The organism is Nocardia sp. NPDC004123 (assembly GCF_053603795.1).
The window spans coordinates 1-16111 of the sequence record NZ_JBSGGG010000013.1; the positions used below are offsets into that span (position 1 = coordinate 1).

Annotated in this window: 11 protein-coding genes and 1 tRNA gene; 9 read left to right on the top strand and 3 right to left on the bottom strand. The window is 65.1% G+C overall.

Going from position 1 to position 16111, the window contains the following annotated elements; genetic code table 11:
* Window positions 1-647 precede the first annotated feature (647 nt).
* From ACWEQQ_RS19735 to ACWEQQ_RS19755, 5 genes are all read left to right on the top strand, one after another.
* Window positions 648-1706, top strand: coding sequence for a replication-relaxation family protein (locus ACWEQQ_RS19735; RefSeq protein WP_452349193.1), 1059 nt, complete (start codon window positions 648-650; stop codon window positions 1704-1706).
* A protein-coding gene (locus tag ACWEQQ_RS19740; RefSeq protein WP_452349194.1) for an IS3 family transposase occupies window positions 1627-2894 on the top strand; the annotation gives its coding sequence in 2 pieces (ribosomal slippage) (window positions 1627-1909 and window positions 1909-2894; 1269 coding nt in all). Before ACWEQQ_RS19735 ends, ACWEQQ_RS19740 begins: the two co-directional genes overlap by 80 nt.
* A gap of 321 nt (window positions 2895-3215) precedes the next feature.
* On the top strand, window positions 3216-5282 hold the full coding sequence (locus ACWEQQ_RS19745; RefSeq protein WP_452349195.1) for a helicase HerA domain-containing protein: 2067 nt from the start codon (window positions 3216-3218) through the stop codon (window positions 5280-5282).
* Entirely contained in the window at window positions 5282-6676 is a 1395-nt protein-coding gene (locus ACWEQQ_RS19750) for a hypothetical protein (RefSeq protein WP_452349196.1), read from the top strand. Before ACWEQQ_RS19745 ends, ACWEQQ_RS19750 begins: the two co-directional genes overlap by 1 nt.
* Before the next feature lie 132 nt (window positions 6677-6808).
* A complete protein-coding gene (locus tag ACWEQQ_RS19755; RefSeq protein WP_452349197.1) occupies window positions 6809-8032 on the top strand; it encodes a DNA adenine methylase in 1224 nt (407 codons plus the stop codon).
* 715 nt (window positions 8033-8747) lie between these two features.
* On the opposite strand, the gene ACWEQQ_RS19760 is transcribed toward ACWEQQ_RS19755, so the two are convergent.
* A tRNA-Ala gene (locus ACWEQQ_RS19760) sits at window positions 8748-8823 on the bottom strand.
* 188 nt (window positions 8824-9011) lie between these two features.
* Here ACWEQQ_RS19760 and ACWEQQ_RS19765 point away from each other — a divergent pair.
* From ACWEQQ_RS19765 to ACWEQQ_RS19780, 4 genes are read left to right on the top strand one after another with little or no spacing between them, the layout of a single operon-like run.
* Window positions 9012-10115, top strand: a complete 1104-nt coding sequence (locus ACWEQQ_RS19765) for a serine/threonine-protein kinase (protein WP_452349198.1) — start codon at window positions 9012-9014, stop codon at window positions 10113-10115.
* A gap of 9 nt (window positions 10116-10124) precedes the next feature.
* Window positions 10125-10268 (top strand): hypothetical protein, encoded by a 144-nt coding sequence (locus tag ACWEQQ_RS19770; protein ID WP_452339212.1) that lies wholly within the window; start codon window positions 10125-10127, stop codon window positions 10266-10268.
* A 10-nt stretch (window positions 10269-10278) separates the two neighbouring features.
* Complete coding sequence (locus ACWEQQ_RS19775; protein WP_452349199.1) at window positions 10279-11514, top strand: hypothetical protein; 1236 nt, start codon at window positions 10279-10281, stop codon at window positions 11512-11514.
* Complete coding sequence (locus tag ACWEQQ_RS19780; RefSeq protein ID WP_452349200.1) at window positions 11511-13742, top strand: hypothetical protein; 2232 nt, start codon at window positions 11511-11513, stop codon at window positions 13740-13742. Before ACWEQQ_RS19775 ends, ACWEQQ_RS19780 begins: the two co-directional genes overlap by 4 nt.
* Here the strand turns inward: ACWEQQ_RS19780 and ACWEQQ_RS19785 are convergent.
* Both ACWEQQ_RS19785 and phaZ read right to left on the bottom strand, forming a co-directional pair.
* Window positions 13713-15068 carry a DUF2254 domain-containing protein gene (locus ACWEQQ_RS19785; RefSeq protein ID WP_452339209.1) on the bottom strand — a complete coding sequence of 452 codons (1356 nt, stop codon included), beginning with the start codon at window positions 15066-15068 and terminating at the stop codon, window positions 13713-13715. The genes ACWEQQ_RS19780 and ACWEQQ_RS19785 overlap by 30 nt on opposite strands.
* 126 nt (window positions 15069-15194) lie before the next feature.
* A complete protein-coding gene (gene phaZ / locus ACWEQQ_RS19790; RefSeq protein ID WP_452339208.1) occupies window positions 15195-16034 on the bottom strand; it encodes a poly(3-hydroxyalkanoate) depolymerase in 840 nt (279 codons plus the stop codon).
* Window positions 16035-16111: the final 77 nt, after the last annotated feature.

A 16111-nucleotide genomic window follows, 5' to 3' on the forward strand; every position in this document is an offset into this window, starting at 1 on the left:
CTGATCGATATCCGCCAAAACGATGTCGAAATCGTCACTGGCGACTTCGTTTTCCAACAGTGTGAGAACCCCCTCGGGGGACAGATGCCGACCTGGCGCGCGAACAACCCAGAAACCCAATCGGTGGATCGAGGCTAAACGATCAAGGTGTTGATGATGTCAGTGGCAAGGGGACGGATTAGGCTCCGCGGGCATGCAAAAAGGCTAAAAACAGGTGTTATAGCCAAATGAGATGATGGACCTGACGGACCAGCGTACGAACCGCGCGGTGTTGGTTGACGGGCCGGACATCCTGATCCGGGTGGTCGGTGCACGGCAACCGGTCGGCGGTGATGCCCGATGAATGGCCATGACGACAGTGCGTCTGCGGATGGGATGGCGTTTGGTGGCGCGGATGGGGCGGCGGATGCTCGGCGTCCTATAGCCGCCAACCCAAACGCCGAACACGTCAACGGCATCCGGGCCGGTCGGGCACACATTCGAAGTACGGGGGCGAAATCCAGAATGAATATCAATACTCATTCCTATTCCCCGTAGGGCCGCGCGGCGGACGCTGCCTGCACCGCGGTGGGCATCCGGACGCGGGTCCCTGGTTCCGCCTCCTCGACCGTGACCGACGGCTTCTCGGTCTTCTTGCCGAACACAGAGTGCTCACCACCGACCAGATCGCCGCCCTCGAATTCGCCTCGGTCCGCCACGCGCAGGACCGCCTGCGCAAACTCCGCGAGATGGGCATGCTTTTCGCTTTCCGTGAGTCCCTCTACGGCGGCGGCACCAGCCAAACCCGCCACGCCCTCGGCTACCCCGGCGCACGCCTCATCGCCGCCCAACGCGCCCAGAAACCACCCACCCCAGCCGTGCACGCTCCGGGGCTGGACCGACTGGCCTGCTCACCAATGCTCGGCCACCGCCTCGGTGTCAACGGCTTCTTCTGCACTCTGGCCGCCCTTCGCAACCCTGTCCACCATGCGCTGGGGACCGCGAATCCGGTGGAAGGATTGACGCTTTGGTGGTCGGAACGCCAGTGCGCCGATATGTTCTGGACGAACTACTCCGGTGATGATCAACTCCATCCCGACGGCTACGGATGCTGGAAACAGAACGGCCGCCCAGTTCGGTTCTTCCTCGAATACGACACAGGCACCGAGTCGTTGAAGACCACCGCCAAACTCTCTGACTACCAGCGCTTCCCGACCGACAGCTTTGGAATACTGCTGTTCTCTCTGCACTCAACCCGCCGTGAGACCGGGCTACGGGCCGCTCTGCGGCGCGCGCTCGGCGGTTCTTCTCCCGGCTTGGTGATCGCGACCACCGCGCGCGACCTAGCCTATCCCGACGGCCCGGCGGGGCCCGTCTGGGCACTATTGGCAGCAGGCACCGCAGACGCTGTCACTGAACGGCTGCTGCTGGCCGACCTCCCCGAGCGCGGCCCGCGAATCGCCCACCACGCCGACCTCGGCCAGCCCTATACCGAGGCGGCTTTCGACCATTTCGATCCTCGGATCCAGGACCTGCTCTATCCCAAACAAACTCAGCCCACCACGCCATACCCGACCCGATACCGCAGCGACCTGAATCGCCCCGGGTTTGGTGCTCATCTTCTTTCTTGGGAAGGATGGGCGCATCATGCCTGCGAAGTACGACGAAGCGACCAGGGCCAAGGCGGTCCGGCTGGTCGTCGATCACCGCGACGACTACGACAGTGAGTGGGCCGCGATCAAGGCGGTCTCGGCCCGGCTGGGTATGACCGCCGAGACGCTGCGGAAATGGATCAGGCAGGCCGGGGTCGACGCGGGTGAGGCCGAAGGGACGACGACCGAGTCGGCACGGGTGATCCGCGAGCAGAAACGCAAGATCGCCGAGCTGGAACAGACCATCGAAATCCTCAAGGCCGCAACGAGTTTCTTTGCGCGGGAGAGCGACCCGCGACACCGGTAATCTGCGCGTTCATCGCCGAGCACAAGGCTCGGTTCGGGGTCGCTCCGATCTGCCGTGCGCTGACCGCGCACGGCGTCAAGATCGCCCCGAGAACCTTCCACGCCTGGGCGCGACGAGCACCGTCGAAACGGGCATTGTGGGACACCACGGTCACCGAGATCCTGGCCGGCTACTACGAACCCGACGAACAGGGCCGCCGCGCGCCGGAGTCGTTGTACGGGGCCGAGAAGATGTGGGCGCACCTGCAACGGCAGAAGATCCCGGTCGCCCGATGCACCGTAGAACGGCTCATGCGGGCCAACGGCTGGAAAGGGGTGGTGCGGCGCAAGAAGATCCGCACCACCGAACCGGATCCTGCCGCCTCGCGGGCACCGGACCTGGTCGATCGCCAGTTCCAGGTTCCGGCACCGAACATGCTGCTCGTCGCCGATTTCACCTACGTTCGGCTGGCCACGGGAATGTTCGTCTACACAGCGTTCGTGATCGACGCCTACGCCGGGCGGATCCTGGGCTGGGAATGTTCGACCAGCAAACAAGCCGCGTTCGTCAACTCCGCGATTCGTCAGGCCGCGGCGTTACGGCATCGGGAAGGACATCCGTTGGCGGGCAACACCATTCACCATTCCGACGCGGGGTCGCAATACACGTCGCTGCGGCTCGGGGAAACGCTGTTGCTCTCGGGCATGGTCGCGTCGATCGGATCGGTGGGCGACGCATACGATAATGCGCTGGCGGAGACCACGATTGGGCTCTACAAGACCGAAGCGGTCCACGATGATTCACCGTTTCGGCGCGGCCCGCTGCACCGGCTCGCCGACGTCGAGTTGCTCACCGCCGACTGGGTCCGATGGTTCAACCAGTCCCGGCTCATGCACCGGCTCGGCCGCATACCACCGGTCGAGTACGAAGCCGACTACTATGCACTCCACGCCGAGCAACCGGCTGGAGACAGATAAACCGGTGTGCATCAAAACCGGGGGGGGGGATTCAACCATCCCGCCCCGACTCCCGAGGGTGGCATCGAGATCGAACTCCCACAACCCGATAGCGACTGACATCTATCAACTCACCTAGCCAGCTCCCACAATCGAAGGGGACCTTACCTGGCAACGTCATGCTGGCTCACGCCAAATCGGGGGGATGCAGTTGAAATATGTTCCAGCAGAACGTCAGTCGGAGTGGCCGACCCACGGTCCACCGCCGAAATCCCTTCCTTGTTGTCGGTGAGCTGTGGCACTCTCGTCTCTGTCACCGTTCACTCCGTTCCGTGAGGACACATGACCGAGTTGATTCCCGGCGTTGGTGCTGGCTCCCTGCTACAGGCTCAGCTGCTGGCCGATGACCGATCGACCAGAATTGGGGCCATCTACCGCCTCGACTACAGCGAGGCGATCGTGCTAACCCACGACCGCTGGAAGTTCATTGCGGGCGGTATCCCGCAGTTTTCGTATCTCCTCGCGACTGCCCAGGACATCAACACGCCGCAGGTCGATGACGACGAGGTGCTACTACTTCGGGTCGAAGGCACCGCCCCACTCAGCATGGAGGCCGACCTCCACGCGGTCCGCGAAGAGTCACTCCGGGCGGCGCTGTCCAGCAAACAGGATCCGTCGCCGTCTGCAATTCTCGATGTCGAGATGGATCCGTTCACGCGGAACCGGGTCTCCTTCACAGGTCTGAAGTGCAAGATTCTGGGCACCTTCTACGAGGACGACGTCGACGGACAGAAGCTCCTGGAATTTGGCGCAGACGTAGACAACTTCTATGCCACCTCGACCTATCGGGTCCTCAAGCCCGTAGGCGAGGGGCTATCAACGATCACCTCCTACCTCAAGCCGACCGGTCGTGATGTGAAGCGGGTGCGCATCGGTGCTGTTCGCTACTCCGCAACCAGAAGGCGCGCAAAGGCTTCTAAGCAGGCAGATGCCGCGGTCGAGGTCAACATCCACGACTTCATCGGCAATAAGACCGCCCTTCTTGGCATGACCCGCATGGGCAAGTCGAACACGGCGAAGACCATCATCGCGCGAACGTTCATGGTGTCCGAGAATCGTCGTGCTGTCGGCGAGGCCCCCATCGGCCAGGTCATCTTCGATCCGCAGGGCGAGTACGCTAATGCGAACTCCCAGGATGGGACCGAGATCGCCGCGATCGGGGAGCAACACGTCCGCATCTTCAAGTTCGGCGCTGACAATACTCAGGCCCACGTCCGCCCACTCGGCATCAACTTCTTCGACCCCGAGCAGATCGACGCCGTACAGGGTCTCATTGCCGACAAACTCAGGTCTGACGGATCTTCCGGGTACGTCAAAGACTTCGCCTCGACCCAGTTCGGCGATGTCAAGAACGACTACTCCCAAACTGCGCGCGCCCAGCGCGGCCGACTGCTGCTCTACGGATGCCTGCTCCGCGCCGCCTTCCCGGCGCCGAAGTTCAACGCTGGAACCAACTTCCCCTACTCCGTGCTCATCAGCATGGATAAGGACTTGCGTACTGACATCGCTGCAGAAATCGGGCACGACCCCTTCAAGGCGGCTGGACGGCTTTGGAGCATCAAGACCGACAACATCCGACCGGTGATCGACGCCATCATCGTGCTCCGCGAAGCCGGGAACACGAAGGCCGATGAGTTCTGCGACGACATCCGCTGGCAATCGACGGAGCCTATCTACACCGGCTCGACATCGGGCTCGTCGGGCCGTGTCCGAGGTTGGCGAAATCTAATCGAGCTCAAGGAGTTCCATAACCCGGACACCCAGCGCGACCCGGCGGAAGAAATCTACGCCGAGCTGATCCAGGGCCGCATCGTCATCGTGGACCTTCACGTCGGTACTCCGGTCATTACCCGCGTTCTGAGCGAGAATATCGTTCGCCGCATTCTTGCGAAGCAGACGGAGGTGTTCACCTCGGGCTCCGACGTCAAACCGCCACCAATCCAGGTGATGCTTGAGGAAGCGCACAACCTATTCGCAAGTGATCGCTACAAGGATGACGCAGATGTGTGGGTCAAACTTGCGAAGGAGGCGAGCAAGCTCAACCTCGGTATGACGTATGCCACGCAAGAGGTTTCGGGCGTGGCCCACCAGGTCAAGGCGAATACCGCCAACTGGGTCGTGGCCCACCTCAACAACACCAAGGAGTTGCGTGAGCTGGGGCAGTTCTACGACTTTGGGTCGTTCGCTGACGCGATCCTTTCATCAGAGGATCGAGGCTACGTACGTCTCAAGACGCTCTCGTCGCCCTACATTGTTCCGGTCCAAATCGATCGGTACGACACCGAGCTCGTCAACCAGGCGCGCGCGGCCGCGGGCGATATGCCGCTGTCTAGCGGGGTGCTCTTCTAATGCCGTATGAGACCGTCGTAGGTACCCATGAGATCGCTTCGCGGCTGAGTCACTCAACGGCGGCAGTACGCGCGATCGCCGACCAACGCACGTTCCACGTGCCCGCGGAAGCACTCCGTGACCTTGATGACGTGAAAAAGCGGATCCGACCACGAACGCATTTCGCCTTCCCGTCATCAGAGAGGCTCGCATCGGCAATCGCAGTCGATGGATCGTATGTTGTCGAGCAGATCAGAGATGGCCTCCCATCTGTGTACTACGGATTCGCCCAAGCAGCTGCCGCATACGTCGACCTGGGGATTATGGAGACTCAGAAGGCCGAGCGGTTCGTGGATCCCTATGAGATCAACCGAGCCGTGAACTCCGCGCTCGTCACCCTCGACCTGCCAGTTGCGGGTGCCTACACGCGTGAGGGCGTCGACATCGCCACATCGTGGCGTGAAGCGATCGACCAGCTCTTTCGACTGAAGAAGATCGAGGTGAATCGACTAAATCAGACGCTCCTTGATCTACTGTTCTTGCTTCGCGGAAAACCGGCACATCCGGCAACTCATGTGCCGGTCAACTGCCCAACGCTAGATTGCCAACAGGAGGATGTCCCCGTGCCTCCCGCCGGTATCGAATGCGACGGGTGCGGTCAGCACCTATACCCGACCGATGTGCTGCGCATCCACGAGGAAGTCGGGGAAGAGGGAACCAACCAGTCCGCTCTCAGTCGCCTGATGTCTGTAGTGGAACTCCTGGTTTTGGTAGGGCTGGCGACGCTGCTTTGGGAACAATCTCGCAGAGTAGTCCTGCCTCAGACACTCTTCATCGTCGATGGTCCGCTCGCGATGTACGGGCCGCCGGCGAAGCTCTTTGGCTGGGCGCTGGGCTACTTCCAGGAGATGGCCAAAACATCGCCCGGTAATGCTCCGTACGTTTGTGGGCTCGAGAAGCATGGGGCGATGGTCGACTACGCACGTCAGCTTGCGCGTCATGACGTCCTTGCCCCCGGTGATCTCCTCGTCTGCGACGCCGACATCATTGGCCGAGTCACCAACGCGACCAATGCTATTGGGTACGGAAAGGAAACGTACTGGGGTCGCAAGTTCATCTACCGAACGCTTGATGGCCGCGTCGTCGTACCCACTGTCATGCCACCGGTCGGATCTCCGTACGACGAGCACGGTGGGCTCAGCGGCCCGGAGAGCTACCCAACGTTGCCAGCGATCCTTGATGTCATCGACCGGACAGGTTCCTCGATGTACATCGATGGGATCATCCCTGTCGCCGCCGCGCACGGTAAGGCCGCCTTCCCAATCGGTGTCGGCACGGACGTTCTTCGTCTCGTTGCCACCAAACGACTTGGCCTCGACTCTCAGGCTGACGAGTCGAATACGTGCTCCTCATGAACCTAGCGGTTGCACAAGTGCCACACGAGGTCCGGGACTGAAGTTCGACATCCAGGTGGCAAGCCCCGACATTCTTCACCAGATGGGCGGTACCGTGGCCCCAAACGTTCAGTCGTCCGGCAAAATACCACTATGTCGTCGTTGATCTTACCGCCAGCCAACCGTACCGCTCGCGAACTTGCCAGCGGCGCACACCTTTTCGGCTCCGGCGAAGCGATCAACGCTGAGGTGCGTCCGCTGGTTGCGGAGTTGGAGCCCGTCGCACACAACCTCGCTCATGGCCGCTATCAGTCGCCGCTGCGCTACCCCGGGGCTAAGTCGTCGCTCGCACCCATAATCGGACGAGTGATTACATCTGCGAAGCAATCGCGGGAGGTTCCCGAAATCAACCTCCTTGTAGAGCCTTTCGCGGGTGGTGCCTCCGCGTCACTGCGCATGATCGGTGACGGCACCGTCGAGCGCATCCTTCTTGCCGATGCCGACCCGCTAGTCACCGCCTTCTGGCAGACCGCAGCGGACGACACAGAACGACTCGTCGACCGCATGCATGACGAGTGGAAACGCTATGTCCGAGACGGTGGTCAGAAAGCCGTTGAACGATGGGACTACTGGCGGGCCTGGACCCCCAAGTCCAGAATGACTCCACGCAACCGTCGGCTGGCAACCGCGACGCAGTGCTTATTCCTCAATCGCACCACCTTCTCGGGAATCTTGCACGGCAAGGCTGGGCCTATCGGGGGGCGAGCGCAAACGAGCGCATATCCGATCGGTTGCCGGTGGAATCCCGATGCGCTCGAAGACCGACTCCGATACATCGGCCATCTGTACGACACTGGACGTCTGGTCGATGTCTGGTGCAAGGACTGGCGTCAAACTTTGGACGACGTTCCCGAGTACTACCCGCAACTCCTGCCCTCGCGGGTGGTCGCCTACCTTGATCCGCCCTATGTCGAGAAGGCCTCACACCTTTACCGCGCCTCGTTCGATCCCCTCGGGGGCTATGGCGGCGATGGGCTTGGAGCTGCCCGTCCTAGCGATTACACACTGCACCTCAGTCTTGCCGACTATTTGAGGACGAAGGCACAGTTCCGGTGGTTGTTGAGCTACGACAACCATCCGACGCTCACAGAGAGCGAGTGGCTGTACGCCCCTGACCAGATGAGACCATCACGCGCGGATCGCGAACTGCTCGGCGTGCGCTGCTGGCGGATCAGTAAACGTCTAGTCAGCACTCGATACTCGGCGGCAGGCCGCGTCGGGAAAAGATCTGCCGAGGAGCTGCTGATAACCACCCTCCCACCAACAACCGTTCCCATCGATGACGAGCTGCGAGTGCTTGAGGAAGTTTGTACATAGCGGAGCGTTCGCATGTCAGGGATTGGGATCCGCTCCTCGGTTGGTGGGCGCGGTCGCGGGCAGGCGGCGCACCCCCTGTGCACAAGCACCTCGGCGGACAGCTGCACCTGCTTTAATCGCGCCCGCTACGACAGCGACAAGTGCGACTTCACTCGACTCGATGCCGATTCCGTGGACGCGGCCGTCCTCGACGCCTTGGGCAACTTCTATCGCACCCGCGACGACTTGATCAGTCAAGCCATCCACGCTCAGCAGCGCCACCATCACGACACCAGCAGCGACACCCGCGCCGAACTGGCCGCCGCTACCACCGAACTCGCCAAGGCCCAGCAGTCGATCGACCGCTATCTGAACGCCTTCGAAAACGGCACCCTCGACCCCGAACTGCTCGCCGGACGACTCGGCGAATTACGCACCAAAACAAGCCAGCTCGCCACCCGCCGCGACCAACTCACCGCCACTCTGGCCATCGAACCTACTGCCCCGGAACCTGCCACGCTGGACGGCATGGCCGACCACATCGCGGAAATCATCGCCACCGGCACCCGCACTCAAGCCAAGGCACTGATCGAGGCCCTCGTCGCCGGGGTGGCCATCACCGGCGCAGACCGCCTCGTCCCCACCTTCCGCATCCCCCAACCCGGAAACGACTTTGGGGCTGGTACCGCTTCCGCGGTACCAGCCCCGATGGAGTCGGTTCGTGCAATGACACGATTGGTGGAGCTAAGGGGACTCGAACCCCTGACCCCCACACTGCCAGTGTGGTGCGCTACCAGCTGCGCCATAGCCCCGGATGGTTGCCGCGCGGTTTCCCGGGCGACTGGGAGAAGGTACACCAAAGCACCCCCTCGAGTGCAAATCGGCTGGAAATATGGGTGGGCGGGGGGTGGGTGGGCGCGCGTACAGTGGGCGGTGATTCGTTGTCGTCCGGGGTGGTTCGCGGGGAAGGCGGCCGCTCCGCGGGGAAGGTCGGACGCCGGTGAGGCTGATCAATGGCCGGTACGAGCTGCGGGAGCTGGTCGGCAAGGGCGGGATGGCCGAGGTCTGGGATGCCTGGGATCGGCAGTTGCGCAGGCAGGTTGCGGTCAAGGTGCTCGATGCGGGCAGTGTCGCGGTGCGGGCGCAGGACGAGCAGGTGGCCTGGCAGCGGTTCGAGCGCGAGGCGCGGATCGCGGCGCAGATGAACTGCACCAATGTGGTGATGCTGCACGACTCGGGGGTGTTCGCCGAGAACGGGTGCCGCTCACCGTTTCTGGTGATGGAGTTCATTCACGGGGAGAATCTGCGGCAGTTCATGCGGGACCAGGAGAACTGGTCGCTGCCGGCGCTGGCCCGGATTCTCACCGACGCGCTCAGCGGGCTGGTGTACGCGCATTCCAAGCAAGTGGTGCACCGCGACATCAAGCCCGAGAACATCATGATCTGCCGCGACGGCACGGCGAAGCTGGCCGATTTCGGCATCGCCATCGAGATGCGGGAGAACATGCTGCGGCTGACCCGCACCAACCAGGTGGTGGGCACGCAGAACTATTCCGCGCCCGAGTATCTCGAACACGGCAGGTTCACCCATCTCAGTGACGTGTACTCGTTCGCGGTGGTGTGCCACGAGGTGCTGGAGGCGGTGTTCGCGCCGGCGTCGCTGCCCGGCCGGCTGAAATCGGTGCTGGACCAGGCGCTTTCGCCGGATCCGGCGCTGCGTTTCCAATCCGCGGCCGAGTTCCAGCACTACTTCCGCGACGCGGTCCACTCCGAGACCCGCAATCTGACCCGAACCGTCAAGGGCCCCAGGCCGGAACCGGTCACCGTGCCGGTGCGGGCGCAGACCAGCGTCCTGACCCCGGGCCCGCCGGTGCGGCCGCCGGAGGAACGGCACGGCGTCGACCTGCCCGAGACCGGGCTGTGGGGCATCTTCGTCCGCCCGGCCCTGGAATACCGCCAGCGCGTGCTGGAGGGACTGACCCGCGACGATCCCCGCTACATCGGCGGCGTGCTGCTCGGCGCGGCCGGTGCCGGAATCGCGCTGGGCTGGCTGGTTTTCGTGCTGCTCGCCTGGGTGATCGTGTCGATCGCCCACCACCTGTGAGGAACTGCGATGAACAACCGACGGGCCGGCCTGGCCTGGCAGCAGTACGTGTACGCCGGATCGCGCTCCTGGCACTGGCTGCGGGTGGCGTCCGGGGTCGGCGGGGCCTTTTTCCTGGCCACGCTGCTGTGGCTGACCTACACCGTGCTCTGAGGGGGTGCCCGTGCGAATCGTCTGCCTGAACTGCCTGGCGGAGTTCAAGTTCGATACCGCCCGCCGCTCCTGGATCTGGGTGCTGCGCCAGCCCAACGGCGGGTTCGCGACCCGCGTCGGGGACTATTCGCGGCGGCTGGATCGGCGCTGCCCGAACGGCTGTGAGATCGACGAGGAGATCCTCGATCATCCGACCACCGTGATCGGCTTCGTCGGCGAATCCGCCTCGTCCAAGACGCATCTCATCGTGTCGATGATCTATTCGGTCATGAACGACCCGATGCTGGCGCGCGAATGGTCCATCGTGCCGTCGCGCCGTTCGACGAAAATGCTGGCCGCGCTGGAGAACACGCTGATGAACCGGCAGGCCATCGGCTACACACAGAAGCGCGGCTACGTCGGCGCGCAGCAGCGGCAGGAGAACGGCATCGGGCCGCTCGGCGCACCGCAACCACCGCGCCCGCAGCAACCGCCGATGGCGCAGCAACAGCAGCAGACCCGGACCCACGCTTGGAGCGGCTGGCAGGTCCGCACCCCGATCCTGATCAAGTTCACCTCGCTGTCCACCAGGCGCACGGTGAATCTCGCCTTCGTGGATGTCGCGGGCGAGGATGTGGCCGACGCCGAGATCGCCGCCAAGGTGAGCCCGCACCTGGCTATCGCCGACTTCCTCTGGTTCGTGGTGCCGTCCACGCTGAACAAGCAGTACCTGGCCATCATGCGCGAGCACGCGGGACCGGCCAACGAGGAGAGCCTGAACAACAATGTCGAGCACTCCCAGACCGTCGGCCGCACCAAGATGATGATCGACCAGATCGCCAAGCTGTGGCGCACGGCCAACAGCTATCCGCTGGATCTGCCCATCGAGCCGCCGCGCCTGCACGCCTCGACCATCATCGCGAAATCGGATCTGCTGTCGCTGATCAACCTGCCCGAGGTCGGCCTGGTCGCACCGCCGCCGGACTGGGCGGATACGCCGTACAGCCTCAATGGTGCGGGCAACCTGTATCAGCCCGGCCAGATCGACTATCGCTCCGACGCCACCAGAAGCCTGGTGCGCAAACTGTTTCCGGCCGTCGACGCCACGCTGTCCATCCACTTCCCGCACAACCGCTACTTCCCGGTCTCGGCGGTCGGGTGCGGCAAGCGGGCCGACAACACCTATCCGGTGTTCAAGCCGTTCGCGGCCGTGGACCCGGTCATCCACATGCTCGACCGCATCGACCGGTTACGGGCGGACCGATGACGGGTTTCGCGCAGCTGCTGTGCGGCTGGGCCATGGTGACGCTGGAGTCCTCCGGGACCGGGGTCGGCGTGGTCGCCAGGTCCGGAAACTGGCCCGCCGCACTGGGATCCACCACACGGGAGCTGGGGTCGCTGGTCAGCTGGGATGGTTCGCCCGCGTCGCCGGAGGCGTTCGCGCTGGAGTTCACCGTGGTGCGGGGGCTCGCGGTGGCGGTGCTGAAGACGCCCGCCAATGACCGGCCGGGCACCTGTGTGGCACACCTCGTCGCGGGTGGTCGCGGAACACTCGACGGCGCAACGACTTTGAGCCTCTACGACGCGGGACGATTCCGCACCTCGCTCGACGACGCCGAATTTCCCACCGATCACTGGCCGCCGCTGCCGAATTCCGTGGAGCACAGTCCCGCCGTCACCGCCGCGGCCGACGCCTACCTCGACCTGGACTGGCTGCCCGCGCTGCTCGGCTACACCCTGGCGCATCTGGCCGGGCGCGGCCCCGCCATCGAACTGCACGTCGAGAGCGGCACGGACGCCGTGGCCATGCTGCGGGCACTCTACGGCCTGCTACCCCGGAACAGCCTGCGGGACTTGACCTTCTGCACCTCCAGCACGCCGTCCTCGGCTCCCGCCGCGATCACCGCGGTGACCCGCGACAGCCCCGCCCCGCCCGGCGGCGCCCGCCGCATCATCGTCACACCGGGCGATCCCGGCGACGAATCGGACCCGTTCGTCCTGCTCGGGCAGCGGATCATCGGCCACCGGCGCGCCGGTGTCACGCTGCCCGAATCCCTGTCCACCGCAGACGAAATCGGCCATTGGTGCTATCGACGGCACCTGCGCGCCCTGGATCCCGCCGAGCTGGACGACGACCACCTGGCCGAGGTGATCACGGACCCGGAGCTGCACCCCGACTGGCTCCGCGACCACGCGATGGCCGGGCGCGCTGTCCGTCTCGCCATCGGAAGACCCAGCGTCGCACAGGCATTGGCGCGACTCGACCACCATCCCAGCGTCCGCCGCACCTTCGAGCAGGTTCTCACCGACCGCGTCCTCGCCGACGGCCGCGACCGTACCCGCACCGTCGAGGTGGCCCGGCAGCTCGGCATCGATCTCAGCGCGGCGCTGGCCACCTCCGCCTGGCACCGCCTGGAATCCGGGACCGCGCCGCTGACCTCGTCCGATGCCGAATCGGTCTGGCCGCGCCTCCAGCGGGACTGGGCCACCGGCGAAGCCGAGCAGCGCCGCATCGTCGCCGCCCATCTGCTGCGCCACCGCGCCCTGCGCGAGCAGGCGATCGGCTCCCGCGACCGGGCCCTGGTGTACGCGGCCCTCAGCGCCGAGGTCGACGATCCGGGCACCCACACCGGCGACAGCCGAATCCTGCGCCAGGCCATGCACACCAACCTGGGCATCGTCGCCCAGCTGGTGGTGAACGTCTCGTGCACCGGCCGCGATCGCTATGCGCTGGAGCAGATCCTGGCCTGCGCGCCCGCCGACCTGCTGCCCACGCTGCTGGCCGAGGCCACCCGCTACCCCGCGATCGACGCCACGGCCCTGCTGAAGGCCCTCACCCTCAGCCGCTCCGAACCGGCCGAACTGGTGGCCGCCCTCCGCCCCGCGTGGCGCACGCTGCGCAAGACCCTGGACCTTCCGGAGCCGATCGAGGCCCTGGTCGTCCTCGCCGTCCCGGCGCCCGTCGACGATCAGCAGCGAGACGGACTCCGCCTGCCCCGCAGAGCATTCGGATGGAGCAGACAGCGCGGCACCTGGTCCCGCGCCGAACTCTCGGCCCTGCTGCGCACCCCGGCCGACGAACCGCTGGAAGCCGAATCCCCCACCGGCACCTTGTCCGCCGCCCTGACCGCGGACCTCGAATTCGTCGTCTCCACCCTGGTCTCCCGCTCCCGCACCCCCGACGCCGTCCCCGCCCTGCGCCGCATCCTCGCCCTCACCCCCACCGATCAGCTCCCCGCCCTGGTCACCGCCTGCGCTCGCCAATGGGACATGCCCTCATCCACGCTCCTGCACGCGGTGGCGGCCCTCGACCTCCCCCCGGCCGACCTGACCGAAACCCTCACCGGCGGCTGGCCCTGGCTGCGCACCCGCCTGGACCTCCCCCGGGCCATGACCGCCCTGCTGGTCCTGGACCCCGCGGACAGCCTGCCGCCCGCGGCGTCACTCATACCGCAGGAACAGGATTCACGCCGTGCCTGGCAGTTCTGGCGTTGACACGGCCTGAATCAGCGGCAGCTCCGCCTCGCCGACCAGCACCCGGTACCGTCGCAGCACGTCCTGGAGATCCGCGTCCTCCGGCACCGACTCGCGCGCCGACCGCACGATCATCGCCGCCTGCTCCAGCAGGATGCTGCGCCGCTCGGGATCGGTTGTGTGGTCCGAGATCTGGGCCAGCGCTTCGAGCTGCCGGATCATGACCGCGGGCATGCCGCGCGCGGACTGCCGAATCTTCTCGAAGGCCCGCTGCACCAGCCGCTCGTAACTCGCCTGCGCCGCGATGACGCGGACATAACCGTTCTTGCCGCGGTAGACCGGGCTCGGCTCCCACGCCACCGCGGCCCGCGACAGGCAATCACCGAGCCAGTCGACGCAGGTCAGGGCAGTGAAGGTGTCGTTCACCGCGGTGGACAGCGCGCGCACGGCGATTTCGACCAGCTGGTCTATGCCGAAGGAAATGTCCTGCGTCAGCGACCGGGTGGGCCCGGCCACGTGCCCGCGTGAGAAGTTCTCCGCTATCCGCCCGGCCACCGACGCGGGCCAGACGGTGGCCACCACCTGCCCCTCGGTGAGGAAATGCCCGGGCCGGTAGGGCAGGTGGATCACCGCGTCCGCCTCGGTCGCGAGCCGCACCAGCTGCTCGTAGCGGATGTAGCGCAGGTATCCGCTGCCGGTCACCCGGACCTCGCCGCCCTCGCCCGCCATCCGTTCCAGCAATTCGGCCGCCGTCGGCCCGCAGTGCGGGGTGCTGGGCGCGTCGCTGCGCTGCGCCTCGATTCCGGCCGCCACCTCACCCGCGATCTCGGCGATGACATTGGGCAGCTGGATCGCCATGGCGATGTGATTGATGAAGTAGATCAGCACGGCGAGATCGAGCACCAGCGACGCGATCGACACCGTCGTGCTGATGTGCGGCACGAAATCCGATCCGATGGACACCAGGGCGGCGATGGCATAGACGAAGGTCGCCACGAAGGTACCCAGGGTGACCTGGGTGCCCCGATCGCGAATGAAGGTGCGCAGCATGCGCGGACCGAACTGGGTGGAGGCCAGCGTCAGCGCCAGGATGGTGATGGAGAAGACCACACCCACCACGGTCATGATGGCGGCGGCGATGGCCGTCAGCACCTGCCGGGCCGTGTCGGGCGGGCCGCCGATCACCCAGGACGGAAAGGTGAACCCGCTCTGATATGCCGCCCGGTCCAGCAGGTAGGTGATCCCGAACAGCCCGATGGCCGCGAGCACTTCGACGGTCGGCACAAACCACAGATTGGTCCGCAATGCCTCGCGGTGGCGGTCGAATTCGAGGGGTATGCCGGCCACGGTCGAGCCTCCTGCGCTGTTCCGGCGTCATGTCCTGACGCCGACCAGACTTCCCGGCTCACCCATCCGAGATCCCCGGACGTCTGATCACCGTACCCCCTGCTCAGCGCCACGGCGCGGGCAGGGTCAGCGAACGACATCCCTCCGTTCCAGGTCGAGCTGCCGATCACCCCGGAGGAATCTGCTCACCTCCGGGGCGAGTTGATCGGAGATCACGACCAGACCCAGATGGCCGTCGTGGTACACGTGCAACCGCGCGTCGGGTATCAGCCGGGCCATGATCTTCGCGTTCACGAGCGGAATGATCGGATCGTCGTCGCCCGCCAGGATCAGCGTCGGCTGGCGGATCAAACCGAGGAACGGGAGGCTGGTCCACCCGGCGCCGGCCAGCAGCTGCAGCAGGTAGCCGCGAGCGGAGGACGCCGACGAGTGGCCGGCCAGCAGGGTGGTCACCCGATCCGGATCGGTGCGCAGCCGGCCGCCATAGAGTTCCGCGGCGATCCTGGTGGCGTACTCGGCGTCGCGGTATCGGCGCGGAGTGATCATCTTGCGCAGCACCTTCGGGTGCGCGGGGACCATCATCCAGCCGGTGGCGGTGCTGACCAGGACCACGCGCCGGCAGCGCCGGGGGTTTTGCAGGGCGATCTGCTGAGCCAGGCCGCCACCCCAGGAGATGCCGAGCACATCGAAGGTGTCGTAGCCGAGTTCGCTGAGCAGCGTGGTCACCCGGCCGGCCAGCGTGGTCAGGTGATAGGGCCGCCGGGGCAACGGCGAACGACCGATCCCCGGTGGGTCGAACCGGATCACCGGAATCGCCGGATCGAGCTCGTCGACGAATGGCTGCAGCAGCTCGAGGCTCGCGCCGATCCCATTGCACAACACCAGCGGGACGCCGACGCCGGGACGGACCACAACGCGCAGGCGGTCGCCGGATACCGTGTACTCCCGGGCATTTTCACTCGCCATTGGGTGTCCTCGTGGGTATCGGAGCACGATCCGAGCACCAGAGTACGCATCGCCCCATCCGGGATGAATGTGCTCGA